We start from the raw sequence: 15,542 nt of genomic DNA, 5'->3' as shown, positions 1-15,542 counted from the left end.
CAAAGGAAGCTTCATTGAATACAGCAAAGGCTGATCAGCCTGCGACTGTTGCTCCCGCAGCCGAGTCCACTGAGACTGCGTCCAACACCGATGACCGCCGCGGCGGCCGTCGGGGTGAGCGCGGTGGCCGTGACGGCGGCCGCGGAGGTCGTGACGGTGGCCGTGGAGGTCGCGATGGCGGGCGGGGCGACGACAAGGACAAGTTCGTAGAACGCGTCGTGTCGATCAACCGTGTTGCCAAGGTCGTCAAGGGCGGTCGACGCTTCAGCTTCACCGCGCTGGTTGTCGTCGGTGACGGCAACGGCATGGTCGGCGTCGGCTACGGGAAGGCCAAGGAAGTACCTTCGGCTATTTCCAAGGCAGTTGAGGAAGCCAAGAAGTCCTTCTTCAAGGTCCCGCGCATCGGCGGCACCGTGCCCCACCTGGTACAGGGTGAGGCCGCTGCCGGCGTCGTGCTCCTTCGCCCCGCGTCCCCCGGTACCGGTGTTATTGCCGGCGGCCCGGTGCGCGCGGTGCTTGAATGCGTGGGTATCCACGACGTCCTGTCGAAGTCGCTGGGATCCTCCAACGCCATCAACATTGTTCACGCAACCGTTGACGCGCTGAAGCGGCTCGAAGAGCCCCAGGCTGTGGCTGCACGCCGCGGACTCCCGCTGGACGAGGTTGCCTCCACATCGATGCTGCGCGCTATGCAGGATCAGAAGGCAGGTGCGTAATGGCAACTCCGAAGCGTCTGGTTGCCAGCTCCGCAAAGCTGGAAATCACACAGATCAAGTCCGTCATCGGCGGTAAGCAGAACCAGCGGGACACCCTTCGCTCACTCGGCCTGAAGCGGATTGGACACACCGTTGTCCGAGATGCTGATGCCGTGACGGTCGGCATGGTCAACACGGTTCCGCACCTCGTGAAGGTTGAGGAGGCCAAATAATGGCAGAGAAGAAGACGGTGGAGGAATCCACCGAGAAGAAGCCGGCGCGCAAGAAGCCGGCCGCCAAGGTGGCTGCCACGCAGGAGAGCACCGAAAGTGCACCCCGCGTGCACTCGCTGAAGGTTCACCACCTTCGCCCCGCCCCGGGAGCAAAGACTGCCAGGACCCGAGTGGGTCGTGGTGAAGGCTCGAAGGGTAAGACCGCGGGTCGCGGTACCAAGGGCACCAAGGCCCGGTACCAGGTCAAGGCCGGCTTTGCCGGCGGCCAGCTTCCGCTGCACATGCGCCTGCCGAAGCTGCGCGGCTTCAAGAACCCGTTCCGCGTTGAGTACCAGGTAGTCAACCTGGAGCGTCTGAACGAGCTCTACCCTGAAGGCGGAGAGGTGTCCGTGGACAGCCTGATCGCCAAGGGTGCAGTTCGCAAGAACCAGCTCGTGAAGGTTCTCGGAACCGGCGACCTTTCGGTCAAGGTGGACGTCAAGGTGCATGCCGTATCGTCCAGCGCTGCCGAGAAGATCACCGCCGCCGGCGGCACGGTCTCCGCGCTCTAGTTTTCAGCCGTAGCTTCTCCGCCGCAGCCAGCGACTGGGCAGCGGTCGGGGAAGCCGACTGTGATCTAGCTCATGAAGCAACTAGACTCTTGGTGGGCCGGGATCTCCGGTCCACCAAGAGTTTGTTTCGTTTAACCGGCCTTTGCGGCCCCAGGTTCTTTTGTGCCTGGTTCCAACCGTTAGACTCGGTTGGTGTGAATTGCCCGTGAAGGGCCACTATGACTCAATCAGGAGGACGCTTGCTTAGCGCTATTGGCCGGGCTTTCCGGACGCCAGACTTGCGGCGCAAGCTGTTGTTCACGCTGGGGATCATCACCATCTTCCGCCTGGGGGCCTTTATCCCAGCACCTGGTGTCGATTACGGCAACGTTCAACAGTGCTTGTCGCTCGGCAATACTGAGGGCGGCCTCTACCAGTTCGTCAACCTCTTCAGCGGCGGCGCCCTGCTGCAGGTTTCAGTTTTTGCCCTCGGGATCATGCCGTATATTACGGCCAGCATTATCACGCAGCTGCTGCGCGTGGTTATTCCCCGCTTCCAGGAACTTCATCAGGAGGGCGCGCAGGGCCAGGCAAAGCTGACTCAGTACACCCGGTACCTTACGATCGCCCTCGGTCTTCTGAACGCTACGACGCTGGTGTCGCTTGCGCGTTCGGGAGCGCTGCTTGGAAATTGCCCCGTGCCGATCATTCCGGATGACAGCCTCATCACCATCATCCTGTTGATCATCACGCTGACCGCCGGTACCGGCCTCATCATGTGGATGGGCGAGCTCATCACCGAGAGGGGCGTCGGTAACGGCATGTCCCTGCTCATTTTCACGGCTATCGCGGCAGGCTTCCCGACGTCCCTCGGCGAGATCCTCCGCACCCAGGGCTGGAACGTGTTCCTCGGAGTGCTGGCTATCGGCATCCTTGTGGTCATGCTTGTGATCTTCGTGGAGCAGTCGCAGCGGCGTATCCCGGTCCAGTATGCAAAGCGCATGGTTGGCCGCAGGACACTGGGCGGCAGCAGCACCTACATTCCGATCAAGGTGAACATGGCCGGTGTCATCCCGGTGATCTTCGCGTCGTCGATGCTTTACTTGCCGTCGCTCATCGCCCAGTTCAATACACCGACGGACGGCGAGACCCCGCCACCGGAGTGGGTCAACTGGATCACCACGTACCTGACAACCGGCGACCACCCGCTGTATATGGCGCTCTACTTCGGCATGATCGTATTCTTCACGTACTTCTACGTGGCGATCACATTCAATCCGGAGGAAGTCTCCGAGAACATGAAGAAGTACGGGGGGTTTATCCCGGGCATCCGCGCGGGCCGGCCAACCGCCGAGTATCTGCAGTATGTGCTCTCCCGCATCACGTTGCCGGGCGCGCTCTATCTTGGTTTTGTGGCGCTCATTCCGCTGATCGCTCTGGTCGCCATCAACGCGAACCAGAACTTCCCGTTCGGCGGTACCTCCATCCTCATCATGGTGGGCGTAGGCCTTGAGACGGTGAAGCAGATCGATGCGCAGCTTCAGCAGCGCCATTACGAAGGGCTATTGCGATGACACGGATGCTCATTATCGGACCACCGGGCTCGGGCAAGGGCACACAGGCTTCCCGTATCTCGGAACGCCTCGGCGTGGTCGCCATCTCCACGGGCGACATCTTCCGCGAGAACGTCAAGAACGAAACACCCTTGGGCGTCGAGGCCAAGAAGTACATGGACGCCGGCGATTTCGTTCCGGACAGCGTTACCAACAGCATGGTCCGGGCGCGCCTCACCGAAGACGACGTCCAGGACGGCTTCCTGCTGGACGGCTACCCCCGCACGGCTGCCCAGGTAACCGAGCTGGATGACATCCTGCAGCAGAATGACCTGACTCTCGACGTCGTGCTGCAGCTCACGGCGGATGACGAAGAACTGGTTCGCCGCCTCCTTGGCCGTGCGCGCCTGGACGGACGTACGGATGACAACGAGGTTGTCATCCGGCACCGGCTGGACCTCTACCACGAGCAGACCGAGGTGGTCGTCTCCCAGTACGAGGCACGCGGCATCGTGACGCGTGTGGACGGTATCGGCGCTATCGATGAAGTGACCGAGCGCGTCATGTCCGCGCTGAAGGTGACGCAGTAGCCGGTGTTCCGTCAGCAGCGGGTTGAGTACAAGACCACCGAACAGATTCGGACCATGCGGGAAGCAGGTCTGATTCTTTCCAGTGCCCTGGACCAGGCAGTTGCAGCGGCACGGGTCGGTGTGTCTACCCGCGAGTTGGACACTGTGTTCGCCGGCGTGCTCGCGGATGCCGGCGCAACCTCGAACTTCCTCGGCTATCACGGGTTCCCAAACAGTATTTGCACTTCCGTCAATCACGAGGTTGTGCACGGGATTCCAGGAGACTATGTGCTCCAGGACGGTGACATCATCTCGATCGACGGCGGCGCCGTGGTCCGTGGCTGGCACTCGGACTCAGCCCGCACCGTCAGTGTGGGTACGCCGCGTCCGGAAGACCAGCGGCTGTCGACTGTGACTGAGGATGCTATGTGGCGTGGAATTGCCGCATTGGCCACCGGTAAGTACGTCGGCGATATAGGGTGCGCCATCGATGACTACGTCTCTGCTGTGAAGGGCCCGCCACTTGGGATCCTGCAGGACTACGTGGGCCACGGCATCGGTACCCAGATGCACCAGTCGCCGGATGTCCTGAACTACCGCACCAGTCACCGCGGCCCCAGGATCAGGTCCGGGCTTTGTCTCGCAATCGAGCCGATGCTTGTTCAAGGTGGCGTGGAAACCGCGGTCCTGGACGATGGCTGGACAGTTGTCACCGTAGACGGCAAGCGTGCTTCCCAATGGGAGCACACGGTCGCCGTGCACGACGGCGGTATCTGGGTTCTGAGCGCAGCAGACGGCGGCGCTGCGCGCCTGGCTGAACTGGGTGTCCACGTCGCGCCTCTCGACTGATCGTTTGGGTACCCCAGCGGGTCTGGCTTATCCAACCGGCGGGGCCGGACCGCGAGCGGTCGAGGACCGGACGATTTAACTTTGCGCGTCAGGTAGCGTAAAGTTCTTTGTTGGTTGTCTCTGCTTCTGCGCCCTTTTGCGTGCCATCCCTTCGGACGGATCGTTTCAGTTGAATCTGTTGCGTTCACCGAAGCGTCGCGAGTCAGGTGTCCGCGGATCCAGCAATCAAAACCCCAAAGCCGTCCACTGCGCGAGCTGTGGACACCGAAGTTAGCGGAGGATATGGCCAAGAAAGACGGTGTCATTGAGATTGAAGGCACTGTGAACGAGGCTCTGCCCAACGCGATGTTCCGCGTTGAGCTGGCCAACGGACACATTGTCCTCGCCCACATCTCGGGAAAGATGCGTCAGCACTACATTCGAATCCTCCCCGAGGACCGGGTGGTAGTGGAGCTTAGCCCTTACGACCTCACCAGGGGTCGTATCGTCTACCGCTACAAGTAGACGTTTGTTTCAGGTCTTAGTGTCAAGCCGGCACTAAGACAAAGCACAAACTGCAAGAACGCAAAGGAAAACCATGAAGGTCCAGCCGAGCGTGAAGCGGATTTGCGACAAGTGCCAGGTGGTTCGCCGCAAGGGCAATGTACTCGTAATCTGCGAAAACCCGCGCCACAAGCAGCGCCAGGGCTGAATCCTCCTTTGAGGGTCACCCACGCGTAGCAACACTTAGATAAAGCAAGGCAAGGTTCAACCTTGGACACGGTCCAGTTGAACCCACACCCCCGGTACGGAGGCCGGGGACCGGAGCTTTCCGGAACGCCCTGCATCAGACCTCCGGTAATCCAAAGGAGAACCGCCACTATGGCACGTCTCGCAGGCGTAGACATTCCCCGCGAAAAGCGGGTAGTCATCGCGCTTACCTACATCTACGGCGTGGGCAAGACCCGTGCAGATCAGACGCTTGCTGAAACGGGTATCAACCCGGACACGCGCGTCAAGGATCTCAGCGACGCTGAGCTTGTTCAGCTCCGCGACTACATCGAAGGCAACTACAAGGTCGAGGGTGATCTCCGCCGTGAAGTGGCCGCAGATATTCGCCGCAAGGTGGAGATCGGCAGCTACGAAGGCATCCGGCACCGCCGCGGCCTTCCCGTGCGTGGACAGCGCACCAAGACCAACGCGCGCACCCGCAAGGGCCCCAAGCGCACCGTCGCAGGCAAGAAGAAGGCCGGCCGCTGATCCCTAACCGCCCCCTAACTTAGCTCGCAGAGCTCGCTAAGCCAGGGAACCCGGCGGTCATGAGCCCACAGCGGCAGTCTTAGCCCCCTCAACTAAACCTTCGTAGGAGAAGTAATGCCCCCCAAGACTCGTGGAGCGGTTCGTAAGCCGCGTCGCAAGGACAAGAAGAATATCGCCTTCGGACAGGCGCATATCAAGAGCACCTTCAACAACACCATCGTCTCCATCACGGACCCCAGCGGAGCAGTAATCTCCTGGGCTTCCGCTGGAGAGGTCGGATTCAAGGGCTCACGCAAGTCAACCCCGTACGCCGCACAGACTGCTGCCGAAGCCGCTGCGAAGCGGGCGCAGGAGCATGGCGTGCGCAAGGTCGACGTATTTGTGAAGGGCCCGGGATCCGGACGCGAGACTGCGATCCGTTCACTCCAGGCTGCAGGCCTCGAGGTCGGCTCCATTCAGGACGTCACTCCGAGCGCCCACAACGGCTGCCGCCCCCCGAAGCGTCGCCGCGTCTAATAGGCTTCGCGGCTCCAGGCTGTTCACCCCTCACAGGGCGGGCAGCCTGGAGCCGACTGTCGTTAGCTACTGAGCGCAGCTCGCTAGCTGTCCCTTTCCACCATTTGTGTTGCGTCATATAGCGGATGCTCCCTGAAAGGAAATGTAAGTGCTCATTGCACAGCGCCCCACCCTGACTGAAGAAGTAGTCGCTGACAACCGCTCGCGGTTCGTCATCGAACCGCTGGAGCCCGGTTTCGGCTACACCCTCGGCAACTCGCTGCGTCGCACGCTGCTGTCATCCATCCCCGGCGCTGCTGTTACCAGCATCCGGATTGACGGCGTCCTGCATGAATTCACCACTGTTCCTGGTGTGAAGGAAGATGTCACCGAGATCATCCTGAACATCAAGAACCTCGCTGTCTCCTCCGAGCATGACGAGCCCGTGGTTGCCTACCTGCGCAAGCAGGGACCCGGCGTCGTAACCGCAGCTGACATTGCGCCGCCTGCCGGTGTGGAGTTCCACAACCCGGACCTGCACATCGCCACACTGAACTCGAAGGGCAAGTTCGAGCTCGAACTCACCATCGAGCGCGGCCGCGGCTACGTTTCTGCCTCCCAGAACAAGTCCGGCGACTCCGAGATCGGGCGCATCCCGGTTGACTCGATCTACTCGCCGGTCCTTAAAGTCACGTTCCGCGTGGAAGCCACTCGTGTTGAGCAGCGCACCGACTTCGACCGCCTGATTGTCGACGTCGAGACCAAGGACGCAATCGCCCCCCGCGACGCCGTTGCTTCGGCAGGCACCACGCTGGTTGAGCTCTTCGGCCTGGCCCGCGAGCTGAACACGGCTGCTGAAGGTATCGAGATCGGCCCGTCGCCGAGCGACGCCGCCCTTGCTGCCGACATGGCGCTTCCGATCGAGGATCTCGAACTCACCGTTCGTTCCTACAACTGCCTCAAGCGTGAGGGCATCCACACCGTGGGTGAACTCGTAGCCCGCTCAGAGGCAGACCTGATGGACATCCGTAACTTCGGTGCGAAGTCCATCGATGAGGTCAAGGCGAAGCTCGTTGAGCTGGGTCTGTCCCTGAAGGATTCCCCTCCAGGATTCGACCTTGCTGCCCGCGCAGCCGCGATCGAAGAGGACGACGCCGCCTACGGCGACGACGAACTCTAAACGTCAGAAAACCTGGTGCCGCGTTGGATGCGGCCTCGGGCACATTCATGAGGAGATAACACATCATGCCCACACCCACAAAGGGCCCACGCCTCGGTGGCGGTCCGGCGCACGAGCGCCTGATGCTCGCCAACCTGGCCGCCTCGCTGTTCGAGCACAAGCGCATCACCACCACGGTGACCAAGGCCAAGCGGCTTCGTCCGTACGCCGAGCGTCTGATCACCTTTGCCAAGCGCGGTGACCTGGCCTCGCGCCGTCGTGTTCTTGCTGTCATCAGCAACAAGGGCGTCGTCCACGAGCTGTTCACGGACATCGCCCCCGCTGTGGCAACCCGCAATGGCGGCTACACCCGCATCACCAAGATCGGCAACCGCAAGGGCGACAACGCGCCCATGGCCGTCATTGAGCTGGTGCTGGAAGCTGTTTCACCGAAGCAGGCTGTAGTCGGCGAAGCCGAGCGCGCTGCCGGTAACGCTGCCGCCCGCGACGCTGCCGCTGCTGCGCCGGTTGCTTCTGCGGAGTCCGCAGATTCGCCGGACTCAGCTGATTCTGCAGATTCGCCGGATTCACCGGACTCGGCTGACTCAGCGCCCTCGGCAGCATCCGCTGAAGAGGTTGCCGCTGAGGACACCACGGTGAACGCGGAGTCTGACAACGCCGAAGAGGTAGTTGTTGTCGAAGAGGGCTCCGTACCGGAAGCTGACGAGAAGAAGTAGTCGCCAGACCCTTCTTCAGTACCGCTCGAGCTACTGATCCAGATGAACGAACAGATACCCGCCATCCCAGCAGTGGATGGCGGGTATCTGCGTATCCGGGTCGATCTCGCGTACGACGGCGGGCCGTTCTCCGGGTGGGCAGTCCAGCCGGGACTGCCGACTGTCCAGGGCACAGTTCAGGCCGGGCTTGAGATGTTGTTCCGCCGGCCAGTTCGTGCCACAGTAGCGGGCCGCACCGACGCCGGAGTCCATGCCCGCGGGCAGGTAACGCATATAGACATCACCTACCCCGAATGGTCAGGGCTGAGCCGCGGGCGCTCCATTGACCCTGCTCTTGCGCTGAAGCGTCGTCTGCAGGCAACCATCAACCGCCACCTTCCGGAGAGCGCCGAAGCGCGCACGGTGTACGCGGGAAACCCGGCTTCCGCCGTCGTGGTACGGGATGTGAGCCTCGCACCGCCCGGCTTCGACGCGCGCTTCTCCGCGCTGTGGCGGCGTTACAGCTATCGAATCGCCGACCGCTCTGAGCTTCAGGACCCGCTGAACCGCGCGGTGGTGATGTGGCACTCCGAGCACCTCGATGAGCGGCTCCTGCATGAGGGTGCGACGGCGATGCTTGGCTTGCAGGATTTTCGCGCCTTCTGTAAGCCGCGGGCTGGGGCGACTACCATCCGTGAACTGCAGCGCTTCGAGTTCGAGCGGGATGCGGACGGCATCCTGGTTGCAACGGTGCAGGCTGATGCGTTCTGCCACAACATGGTCCGTGCGCTGATCGGTTCGGCGTTGCGGGTGGGCAGTGGGGAAGAATCGCCCGCCTGGTTAGGGGAGCGGCTGCATGCGCGCCGCAAGGATCCGAAGTCCGTGCTGGCTCCTGCCCATCCACTTGTCCTCGAAGAGGTGCGGTATCCGGACGATGCGGCCATGGCAGAGCGCGCGGAACTGACCCGGGCCAGGCGCGAGGGCGGTTAGGGCCGGCTACGGTTCGATGCCATCCAGTACGTTTCGGCACGAACCGCCAGCTTCGCCGATCAGTTTTCCTGCGATCGATGCAAGGGCAGCGTCACGGTGAACGTGGTTCCGGAGCCAGGAACACTTGTGCAGTGGATGGTCCCGCCGTGGCTGTCAACAATCGCCTTGGTGATAGACAGGCCCAGGCCGACGCCGGGGATGGAGGATTCCCGGGCTGCCACCGTGCGGAAGAACTTGCCGAATATCAGGGAAGTCTCACTGGGTGACATGCCGATCCCGGTGTCCTGAACCTCCAGGAGGGCCGCGTCACACTGTTGGCGGGCACGCACGGTCACTGTGCCGCCGTCGGGAGAGTACTTGATTGCATTGGAAATCAGGTTGTCGAGGACCTGGCGGATCCGCAGCGGATCGGACGTGGTCCAGAGGATCTCCGGGACGTCGGCCTTGAGAGTGACGCCGGTGTCGGAGGCCTGCGGCCAGGCGGATTCGATGCTGTGTTCCACGATTCCGGTCAGGTCCGTGGGGCGCAGGTGGACGCTGGCTGCGCCGGAGGCTGCAGCGAGGAGGTCGGAAACCAACGCATAAAGCCGCTCAGCGTTCCGGCGGGCTACTGAGAGCTGATCCGCGACGCCCGGTGGCAGGTCCTGCTCGTCATCCAGCACGAGGTCAAGGTGGCCGAGGATCGAGGTCAGCGGTGTCCACAATTCGTGTGAGACGTTGGAAACGAAGTCTTCCTTCGCGCTCAGCGTTTCGACCATATTGGTGACGTCGTTGGAGACAATCACCGATCCGGCGAACCGGCCGGCGGTGTCCTTCATGGCGGTTGCCGCGGTGGCGACTGCCCGCTGCGAGTCCTTTGGGCCCAGCCACACCAGGTAGTTGGAGAACGTTTCACCTGCAGCCGCGCGCTGGACCGGTTGGCGGTGCGGGCTGAGCGGTGTGGACTTGTCCGCGCCGTAGAGGTGGCCGCCGTCGTCGTCGCCTGTCTCGACCAGCAGGTCATAAGACCGCTGCTGCCGGTTGGTCAGCGTGCGCCGGCCCCCCGAATCAAGGGCCACCAGCCCGACATCGATCGTGTCGAGGATGGTTTCGAGGAGCCGCTCGCGTTCTGTGTTCACGTCGCGAAGGTGGTCCACTTCCGCTTCCGTGGCTTTGAGCTTGCGGCGGCTGTGGGCCGTGTTCAGGCTGGCGAACCGGATGGAAACGGAAATCGATACCATCATTGCGCCAAACAGGAACGCGGTGAACACCGGACGGTCCGATCCCAGCAACGCGGAAAGTCCGAGTATGAGGAACGGACCCGCGAAGCACGCAATAAGGCCGAGGAACGGCAACACTCCGGATGCCGAAATCCAGATGACCGGGAAGACGGCAAGGAGTGCTATCCCGGGTAGCTGTTCGTTCGCTCCGGCGTTGGTCAGGCCGATTGCCACGAAGTCCAGCAACGGGATGACGATGTAGGAGCCCTCGGGCAGCCTTTCCCAGGGCGCCAGGAAACTGACGGCAAGTAGCACGAGGTGCATCAGGACGCCCGCAATGAACGCAGGGTTGTTGGCCAACGTTGGCCAGGCGACAAGCGCGGCGATCCCGGCCGCAACAACAAGAGTGGCGAGCGGCAACTCGCACAATCCCACGCGGGCACGGAGGCTGAGCTTGGAGTAGGAGCGCTTGGCGGCGACAAACAGCACACGCTCACTCATGGCGCCAACTTCGCACGAGCGCGTAGACCGCTAAGGTAATGCCTCCGAGACCACGACATACCGTTCATTATGTCCCTCCGCGTCTATTGGTGCACCGGGGAAACCAATGTCGATCACAATGAAACTCTTTTGTGACCAGGAACGAATCCGTGTTGGTGTGGGTATGCTGTGGAAAGCACGCCGGGGTGGTCGCAGCTGATGGCCTCGGTGTTTCATCCTTTAGTGATGAGCTGCGGAACGCGCAGTTCGGTCGGGGCCAAGGAGGAAGAGTGCGAGACCCAGGTGTGGCAGTGGTGGTCGAGGACGATCTCGACGTGCGTAACCTTGTGAGCACTGTGCTCACGCAGTCCGGATTCGAGGTTCACTCGGCAGCCGAGGGCCGAAGCGGCGTGGAAGCCGTGACCGAGCACAACCCCACCCTGGTGACGCTTGACGTGGGCCTCCCGGACATTGACGGCTATGAGGTCCTGCGCAGGATCCGCGGTATCAGCGATTGCTACGTGATCATGCTGACCGCGCACAACGAGGAACTCGACACGCTTACCGCCCTTCAGTCAGGGGCCGATGACTTCGTCACAAAACCCTTCCGCCCCCGTGAGCTTCGGGCACGCGTCGCAGCGATGTTGCGGCGCCCGCGCGGCGGGCTGACAAGCGAAACGACGACGGCGCCAGCCGCCGAGGCGCCCGCGGAACCAGCACGCCCGGATTCCCTGCTGCGGCACAACGGACTGGCGCTCGATAAGGAAACCCGCACGGTGACGGTTCGCGGCGAGGAACTGGTGCTGACCCGCAGCGAGTTCGACCTGCTGCATGAACTGCTGAGAAGTGCCGGTGCCGTCCGCACCAAGGGGGACCTGGTGCGGGTTGTGCGTGGGCAGTATTACCGGACGGATGCGTATATCAGCGAAGCCGATGAGCGGGCCATCGAGGTCCACATCGGGAACCTGCGGCGGAAGCTGGGGGAGGATCCGCGTAGTCCACGATGGCTGATGACGGTCCGCGGAGTGGGTTACCGGCTGGTTCCGAAACGACCGGACTAAGCGGGATTCTGTCCAAGGTGCAGGATGGTGAGCTCGCGCATGGTTCGCAGGCCGCAGCGGTGAATCCGCGGAAACTCGGCTTCAGCCTCGTCCAGTTTCCCGTCGCGAAGGAGGCTCTCGAGTCCGTTGGCCAGTTCGACCATCTGCGTGGCGCCCACCATGGTTGAGGTGATCTTCAGGCTGAGCACCGCATCGAGTGACGCCGCCTGGTTCCGGCGGTTGATTGCCGTTGAAAGCCGGAGGTCCCGCTCATCCCACACGCTGACGTAGTCCCGTACAAATGCGTTTGCCGCGGCGCGGCTGTCAAGCTGATCCTCCAGCTCGTGGAGGACCTCGGGGTCCACCAGGGGTGCGCGGTCAACGCGGTGGCTCCCGCCTAGCACGCTTCGCGGCTCGGCTCCGACCGCGCGCAGGGATTCTGCGTCGTCGTCAGCACTGGGGCGGGAGAGAGCCATGGGCAAACGATACTTTCTCGAGGTTGGAGAAAAGCGGGAATTGACTGATACTTTGCAAACACTGCGGAATTCTTCGGCCTGTGTACTAGCGCGCCGGTGCTAGTGCGCGTTAGATTCACGATCCACTGAACGTCGCGATCGCGTTGATGACGGCAGGCCCGAGGATGATGATGAACAGCACCGGGAAGATGAAGAAGAGCAGCGGAAACAGTACCGTCACCGGCAGCTTCATGGCTTTCTCCTCCGCGCGCTGCCGCCGCTTTACGCGCATCACCTTCGCTTGGGTGCGTAGGACCCCGCTCAGCGCGATGCCGTAGGCGTCAGCCTGCACAACTGCTTTGACGAAGCTGCGCAACTCCGGAATGCTGGTGCGCTCGGCGAGGGCCAGATAGGACTCCCGTCGGCTGCGGCCAACCTGCATGTCCTGAAGCGTGCGTACCAGTTCCTGCGCGAGGGGCCCCTTGCCGGTTTCGCCGGCGCGTTGCATGGCGCTCTCGAAACCCAGGCCGGCTTCAACCGATATGAGCATCTGATCAAGCGTGTTCGCGAGCTCAAGTTGCATGGCCTTCTGCCGTTCCTGGCCCTTGCTGTAGAGGAGGAGGTCCGGAATGAAGTACCCGAGCACGGTGAGGAACAACGCGAGCACGGTGATGACGGGCTTCTGCGCGGCGGAAGCCATCAGGACGCCGAGTGCCGCCGCGCCCAAACAGAGGGCAGGTTTCGCTGCCAGGACCCGGCCCAGCGGCATGGACGCCGGCCGGCCCGCGAGGGCCAGGAGATGGTCGAGCTTCCGGACATAGCCCGACGGCGTGAGCGCCCGTCCGATATTCGTCAGGAGGTGCGAGGAATTTCCTTTGGCCGGTTCGGCGCCGGTCACGCCCAAGTGCAGGTTTGCCTGTACCGAGTTGTTTGACCTGGTACCGGGGCTGAACAGCGTCCAGCCGAGGAAGCCCAGGGGCGCGGAAATCAGCAGCAGCGACATCACGAGCATCAGGTTCACGGCGTCCTCCTAAAACTTCAGATCGATAATCTTGCGCAGCCAGAGGCCGCCGATGCTCATCATGATGGCCGACGCCCCGATCATGATCCAGCCGAGCGGCTCAGTAAACAGCGGAGTGACATAGCCCGGGCTGACGAGCATCAGCATTGCGCCAATCCCGAAGGGCAGGGCAACCAGAATGTAGGCGGAGAACTTGCCTTCCGCACTCAGGGCGCGGATCTGACCCTTGATTTCGCTGCGCTCACGGATGGTTTCGGCAACATGGTCCAGGACTTCCGCGAGGTCCCCGCCCACCTCGCGGTTGATCTGGATTGCCTGTGCAATCCACGCGAAGTCATCACTTTCCATGCGTCGGGAGGCATCGAGCAGGGAAACCAGCAGATCCTTGCCGAGGCTGGTCTCGGTCACCACGCGGCGCATTTCGTCCGACGTCGGTGCGTCCGCTTCGGTTGCCGCGGCGTCGATCGCCCGCAGGATGCTGTGGCCGGCGCGGAGGCCACCGGTGAGCAACTGCAGGGTGTCGCCGAGCTGGGAATCGAACTTCGCGCGCCGTCGTCCGGTCCGCATCACAAGGACAAGTTGCGCAGCGAACGGAGACAGGACAAGCAGCAGTATTCCGAGGAAGGGACCAGCGATGGCCCAGCCGAGGAGAAGGCCTGCAAAACCTCCGCTGATGACCAGGAGGAAGACATCCGCCTGGCTCAGCCGCACTCCGGCGGTGTCCAGGATCTCCTGGCGATACAGCCGCTTCGGGTGGCGGCGCAGGTAGCGCTCCATCGCCCGCACGGCTGAGCCTGCGAAGCGGGTCAGCTGGGAGGTCGATTCCTCCTCCGGCGGGCGACGCCGGTCTAACGGTACCGCCGATTGCCGCGGCCGCAGGGCGATCACCACCAGCACGACGGCGGCGACGCAGAAGAGCGTGCCCCCCACGAACAGTATGGTCATGTGGGTCACCGCCGGCCGGTCAGCGCAGCGCCGAACACCCCGGGTGAGACGGTGATTCCCATGTCCTCGAAACGTTCAATGAAGCGCGGACGGATCCCGGTCGGAATGGGACGGCCAAGGAACCTTCCGGAGGAATCGACGCCGGCCGAGTAGTCGAAGACAAACGCGTCCTGGAGCGTGACCACTTCGCCCTCCATGCCCTGTACCTCGGTGACGTGGGTGATGCGCCGTGTGCCGTCACGCAGGCGGGCAATCTGGACGATCAGGTTGACCGCTGAGGCGAGCTGTTCCCGGATGGCCCGCAGGGGCAGGTCCATACCGGCCATCAGGACGAGGGTTTCAAGGCGTGCTACGGCATCGCGCGGTGAGTTGGCGTGGACAGTGGAGAGCGAACCGTCGTGTCCCGTGTTCATGGCTTGCAGCATGTCGAGTGACTCGCCGCCGCGAACCTCACCGATCACAATGCGGTCCGGGCGCATACGCAGGGAATTGCGCACCAGGTCGCGGATGGTGACCTGGCCCTTCCCCTCGGTATTCGGCGGACGGCTTTCCAGCCTCACGACGTGCTGCTGCTGAATCTGGAGTTCGACGGCGTCCTCGATGGTTACGATGCGGTCCGAGTTCGGGAGGAACGAGGAGAGCACGTTCAGCAGGGTGGTCTTTCCGGTGCCGGTTCCGCCGGAGACGATGATGTTCAGCTTGGCCTTGACGCACGCGTCGAGGAGCTCGGCCATTTCCGGGGTCAGCGTGCCGTAGCTGATCAGCTTCTGCACCGTGAGGGGAGTCTTGCTGAACTTACGGATGGTCAGCGAGGAACCGTTCACCGCAAGCGGTGGAATGACGGCGTTCACACGGGAACCGTCCTCAAGCCGCGCATCGACGAACGGTGAGGACTCATCGATACGGCGTCCCACCTTGGACACGATGCGTTCGATGACCCTGCGCAGATGCTCTTCCGAGCTGAACCGTGAGCCGGTAAGGACCAGCTTCCCGTCTTTCTCAACGTAAATCTGGTCCATCCGATTGACCATGATTTCGGTGATGTCTGGGTCATCGAGCATGCGCTGGAGCGGGCCGTAGCCGAGGACGTCGTCGGCCACGTCCTGGATGAGCCGGCGGCGTTCATCCGGACTGAGCGGAACCTGCTCGGCGTCGATCACCTGACTCAGTTCCTCGCGGGCGGTGGCGCGGAGGTCTTCCTCGCGCAGGGAGGAGTCGCTGAACCGGGTGCCCATGCGTTCATAAAGGGCTTCAGCGGCGCGCTGCTTCAGACCGGCGAAAGCGTCGATGCGCGCGCTGGTCGGCGCTTCGGGCGATGACGACGGCGTGCCGCCCGCCACAGTAGCGCCGGTGAAAGCGGGTGTTTCGGTGGGG

Annotated in this window: 19 protein-coding genes; 14 read left to right on the top strand and 5 right to left on the bottom strand. The window is 62.7% G+C overall.

The window, feature by feature from the left end:
* The first annotated feature begins 14 nt into the window (after positions 1–14).
* The 13 genes from rpsE to BJ994_RS11135 all read left to right on the top strand — a co-directional run bounded on the left by rpsE (position 15) and on the right by BJ994_RS11135 (position 9,028).
* On the top strand, positions 15–716 hold the full coding sequence (rpsE, locus tag BJ994_RS11195; protein ID WP_167994159.1) for a 30S ribosomal protein S5: 702 nt from the start codon (positions 15–17) through the stop codon (positions 714–716).
* A complete protein-coding gene (gene rpmD / locus BJ994_RS11190; RefSeq protein ID WP_167994157.1) occupies positions 716–928 on the top strand; it encodes a 50S ribosomal protein L30 in 213 nt (70 codons plus the stop codon). The genes rpsE and rpmD overlap by 1 nt, the downstream gene beginning before the upstream one ends.
* Entirely contained in the window at positions 928–1,479 is a 552-nt protein-coding gene (gene rplO, locus BJ994_RS11185; RefSeq protein WP_167994155.1) for a 50S ribosomal protein L15, read from the top strand. Before rpmD ends, rplO begins: the two co-directional genes overlap by 1 nt.
* Positions 1,480–1,718: 239 nt before the next feature.
* On the top strand, positions 1,719–3,032 hold the full coding sequence (secY, locus tag BJ994_RS11180) for a preprotein translocase subunit SecY (protein WP_167994153.1): 1,314 nt from the start codon (positions 1,719–1,721) through the stop codon (positions 3,030–3,032).
* Entirely contained in the window at positions 3,029–3,601 is a 573-nt protein-coding gene (locus tag BJ994_RS11175) for an adenylate kinase (RefSeq protein WP_167994151.1), read from the top strand. Before secY ends, BJ994_RS11175 begins: the two co-directional genes overlap by 4 nt.
* Before the next feature lie 3 nt (positions 3,602–3,604).
* On the top strand, positions 3,605–4,429 hold the full coding sequence (gene map, locus BJ994_RS11170; RefSeq protein ID WP_167994149.1) for a type I methionyl aminopeptidase: 825 nt from the start codon (positions 3,605–3,607) through the stop codon (positions 4,427–4,429).
* Positions 4,430–4,711: 282 nt separating this feature from the next.
* Positions 4,712–4,933 (top strand): translation initiation factor IF-1, encoded by a 222-nt coding sequence (gene infA, locus BJ994_RS11165; protein WP_019481515.1) that lies wholly within the window; start codon positions 4,712–4,714, stop codon positions 4,931–4,933.
* Between the two features lie 73 nt (positions 4,934–5,006).
* A complete protein-coding gene (rpmJ, locus tag BJ994_RS11160) occupies positions 5,007–5,120 on the top strand; it encodes a 50S ribosomal protein L36 (RefSeq protein WP_024475611.1) in 114 nt (37 codons plus the stop codon).
* Between the two features lie 170 nt (positions 5,121–5,290).
* Positions 5,291–5,668: a 30S ribosomal protein S13 gene (gene rpsM, locus BJ994_RS11155; protein ID WP_167994147.1), complete on the top strand. Its 378-nt coding sequence runs from the start codon at positions 5,291–5,293 to the stop codon at positions 5,666–5,668.
* 114 nt (positions 5,669–5,782) lie between these two features.
* Positions 5,783–6,184, top strand: coding sequence for a 30S ribosomal protein S11 (rpsK, locus tag BJ994_RS11150; protein WP_026545640.1), 402 nt, complete (start codon positions 5,783–5,785; stop codon positions 6,182–6,184).
* A gap of 148 nt (positions 6,185–6,332) precedes the next feature.
* Positions 6,333–7,343, top strand: a complete 1,011-nt coding sequence (locus BJ994_RS11145; protein WP_026545639.1) for a DNA-directed RNA polymerase subunit alpha — start codon at positions 6,333–6,335, stop codon at positions 7,341–7,343.
* Positions 7,344–7,408: 65 nt separating this feature from the next.
* Positions 7,409–8,059: a 50S ribosomal protein L17 gene (rplQ, locus tag BJ994_RS11140; RefSeq protein ID WP_167994145.1), complete on the top strand. Its 651-nt coding sequence runs from the start codon at positions 7,409–7,411 to the stop codon at positions 8,057–8,059.
* Positions 8,060–8,101: 42 nt separating this feature from the next.
* The gene (locus tag BJ994_RS11135) at positions 8,102–9,028 is read left to right on the top strand and encodes a tRNA pseudouridine synthase A (protein ID WP_167994143.1); all 927 of its coding nucleotides are present in this window, start codon (positions 8,102–8,104) and stop codon (positions 9,026–9,028) included.
* A gap of 59 nt (positions 9,029–9,087) precedes the next feature.
* Here the strand turns inward: BJ994_RS11135 and BJ994_RS11130 are convergent, their stop codons facing one another.
* Positions 9,088–10,728, bottom strand: coding sequence for a sensor histidine kinase (locus BJ994_RS11130; protein WP_167994141.1), 1,641 nt, complete (start codon positions 10,726–10,728; stop codon positions 9,088–9,090).
* A 269-nt stretch (positions 10,729–10,997) separates the two neighbouring features.
* Between BJ994_RS11130 and BJ994_RS11125 the strand changes: the two genes are divergently transcribed.
* Positions 10,998–11,768, top strand: a complete 771-nt coding sequence (locus BJ994_RS11125) for a response regulator (protein WP_167994139.1) — start codon at positions 10,998–11,000, stop codon at positions 11,766–11,768.
* Here the strand turns inward: BJ994_RS11125 and BJ994_RS11120 are convergent.
* The 4 genes from BJ994_RS11120 to BJ994_RS11105 all read right to left on the bottom strand — a co-directional run bounded on the left by BJ994_RS11120 (position 11,765) and on the right by BJ994_RS11105 (position 15,457).
* A complete protein-coding gene (locus tag BJ994_RS11120; protein WP_167994136.1) occupies positions 11,765–12,223 on the bottom strand; it encodes an Hpt domain-containing protein in 459 nt (152 codons plus the stop codon). The two genes, BJ994_RS11125 and BJ994_RS11120, sit on opposite strands and share 4 nt — an antisense overlap.
* 115 nt (positions 12,224–12,338) lie before the next feature.
* A complete protein-coding gene (locus BJ994_RS11115; RefSeq protein ID WP_167994134.1) occupies positions 12,339–13,223 on the bottom strand; it encodes a type II secretion system F family protein in 885 nt (294 codons plus the stop codon).
* 9 nt (positions 13,224–13,232) lie between these two features.
* Positions 13,233–14,168, bottom strand: a complete 936-nt coding sequence (locus BJ994_RS11110) for a type II secretion system F family protein (RefSeq protein ID WP_167994132.1) — start codon at positions 14,166–14,168, stop codon at positions 13,233–13,235.
* A 5-nt stretch (positions 14,169–14,173) separates the two neighbouring features.
* Positions 14,174–15,457: a TadA family conjugal transfer-associated ATPase gene (locus BJ994_RS11105; RefSeq protein WP_425339407.1), complete on the bottom strand. Its 1,284-nt coding sequence runs from the start codon at positions 15,455–15,457 to the stop codon at positions 14,174–14,176.
* Positions 15,458–15,542 lie beyond the last annotated feature (85 nt).

Source organism: Arthrobacter pigmenti (genome assembly GCF_011927905.1).
GTDB lineage: Bacteria > Actinomycetota > Actinomycetes > Actinomycetales > Micrococcaceae > Arthrobacter_D > Arthrobacter_D pigmenti.
The sequence above is the reverse complement of the archived record's forward strand: the minus strand, read 5'-3'. Positions and strand labels throughout refer to the sequence as shown.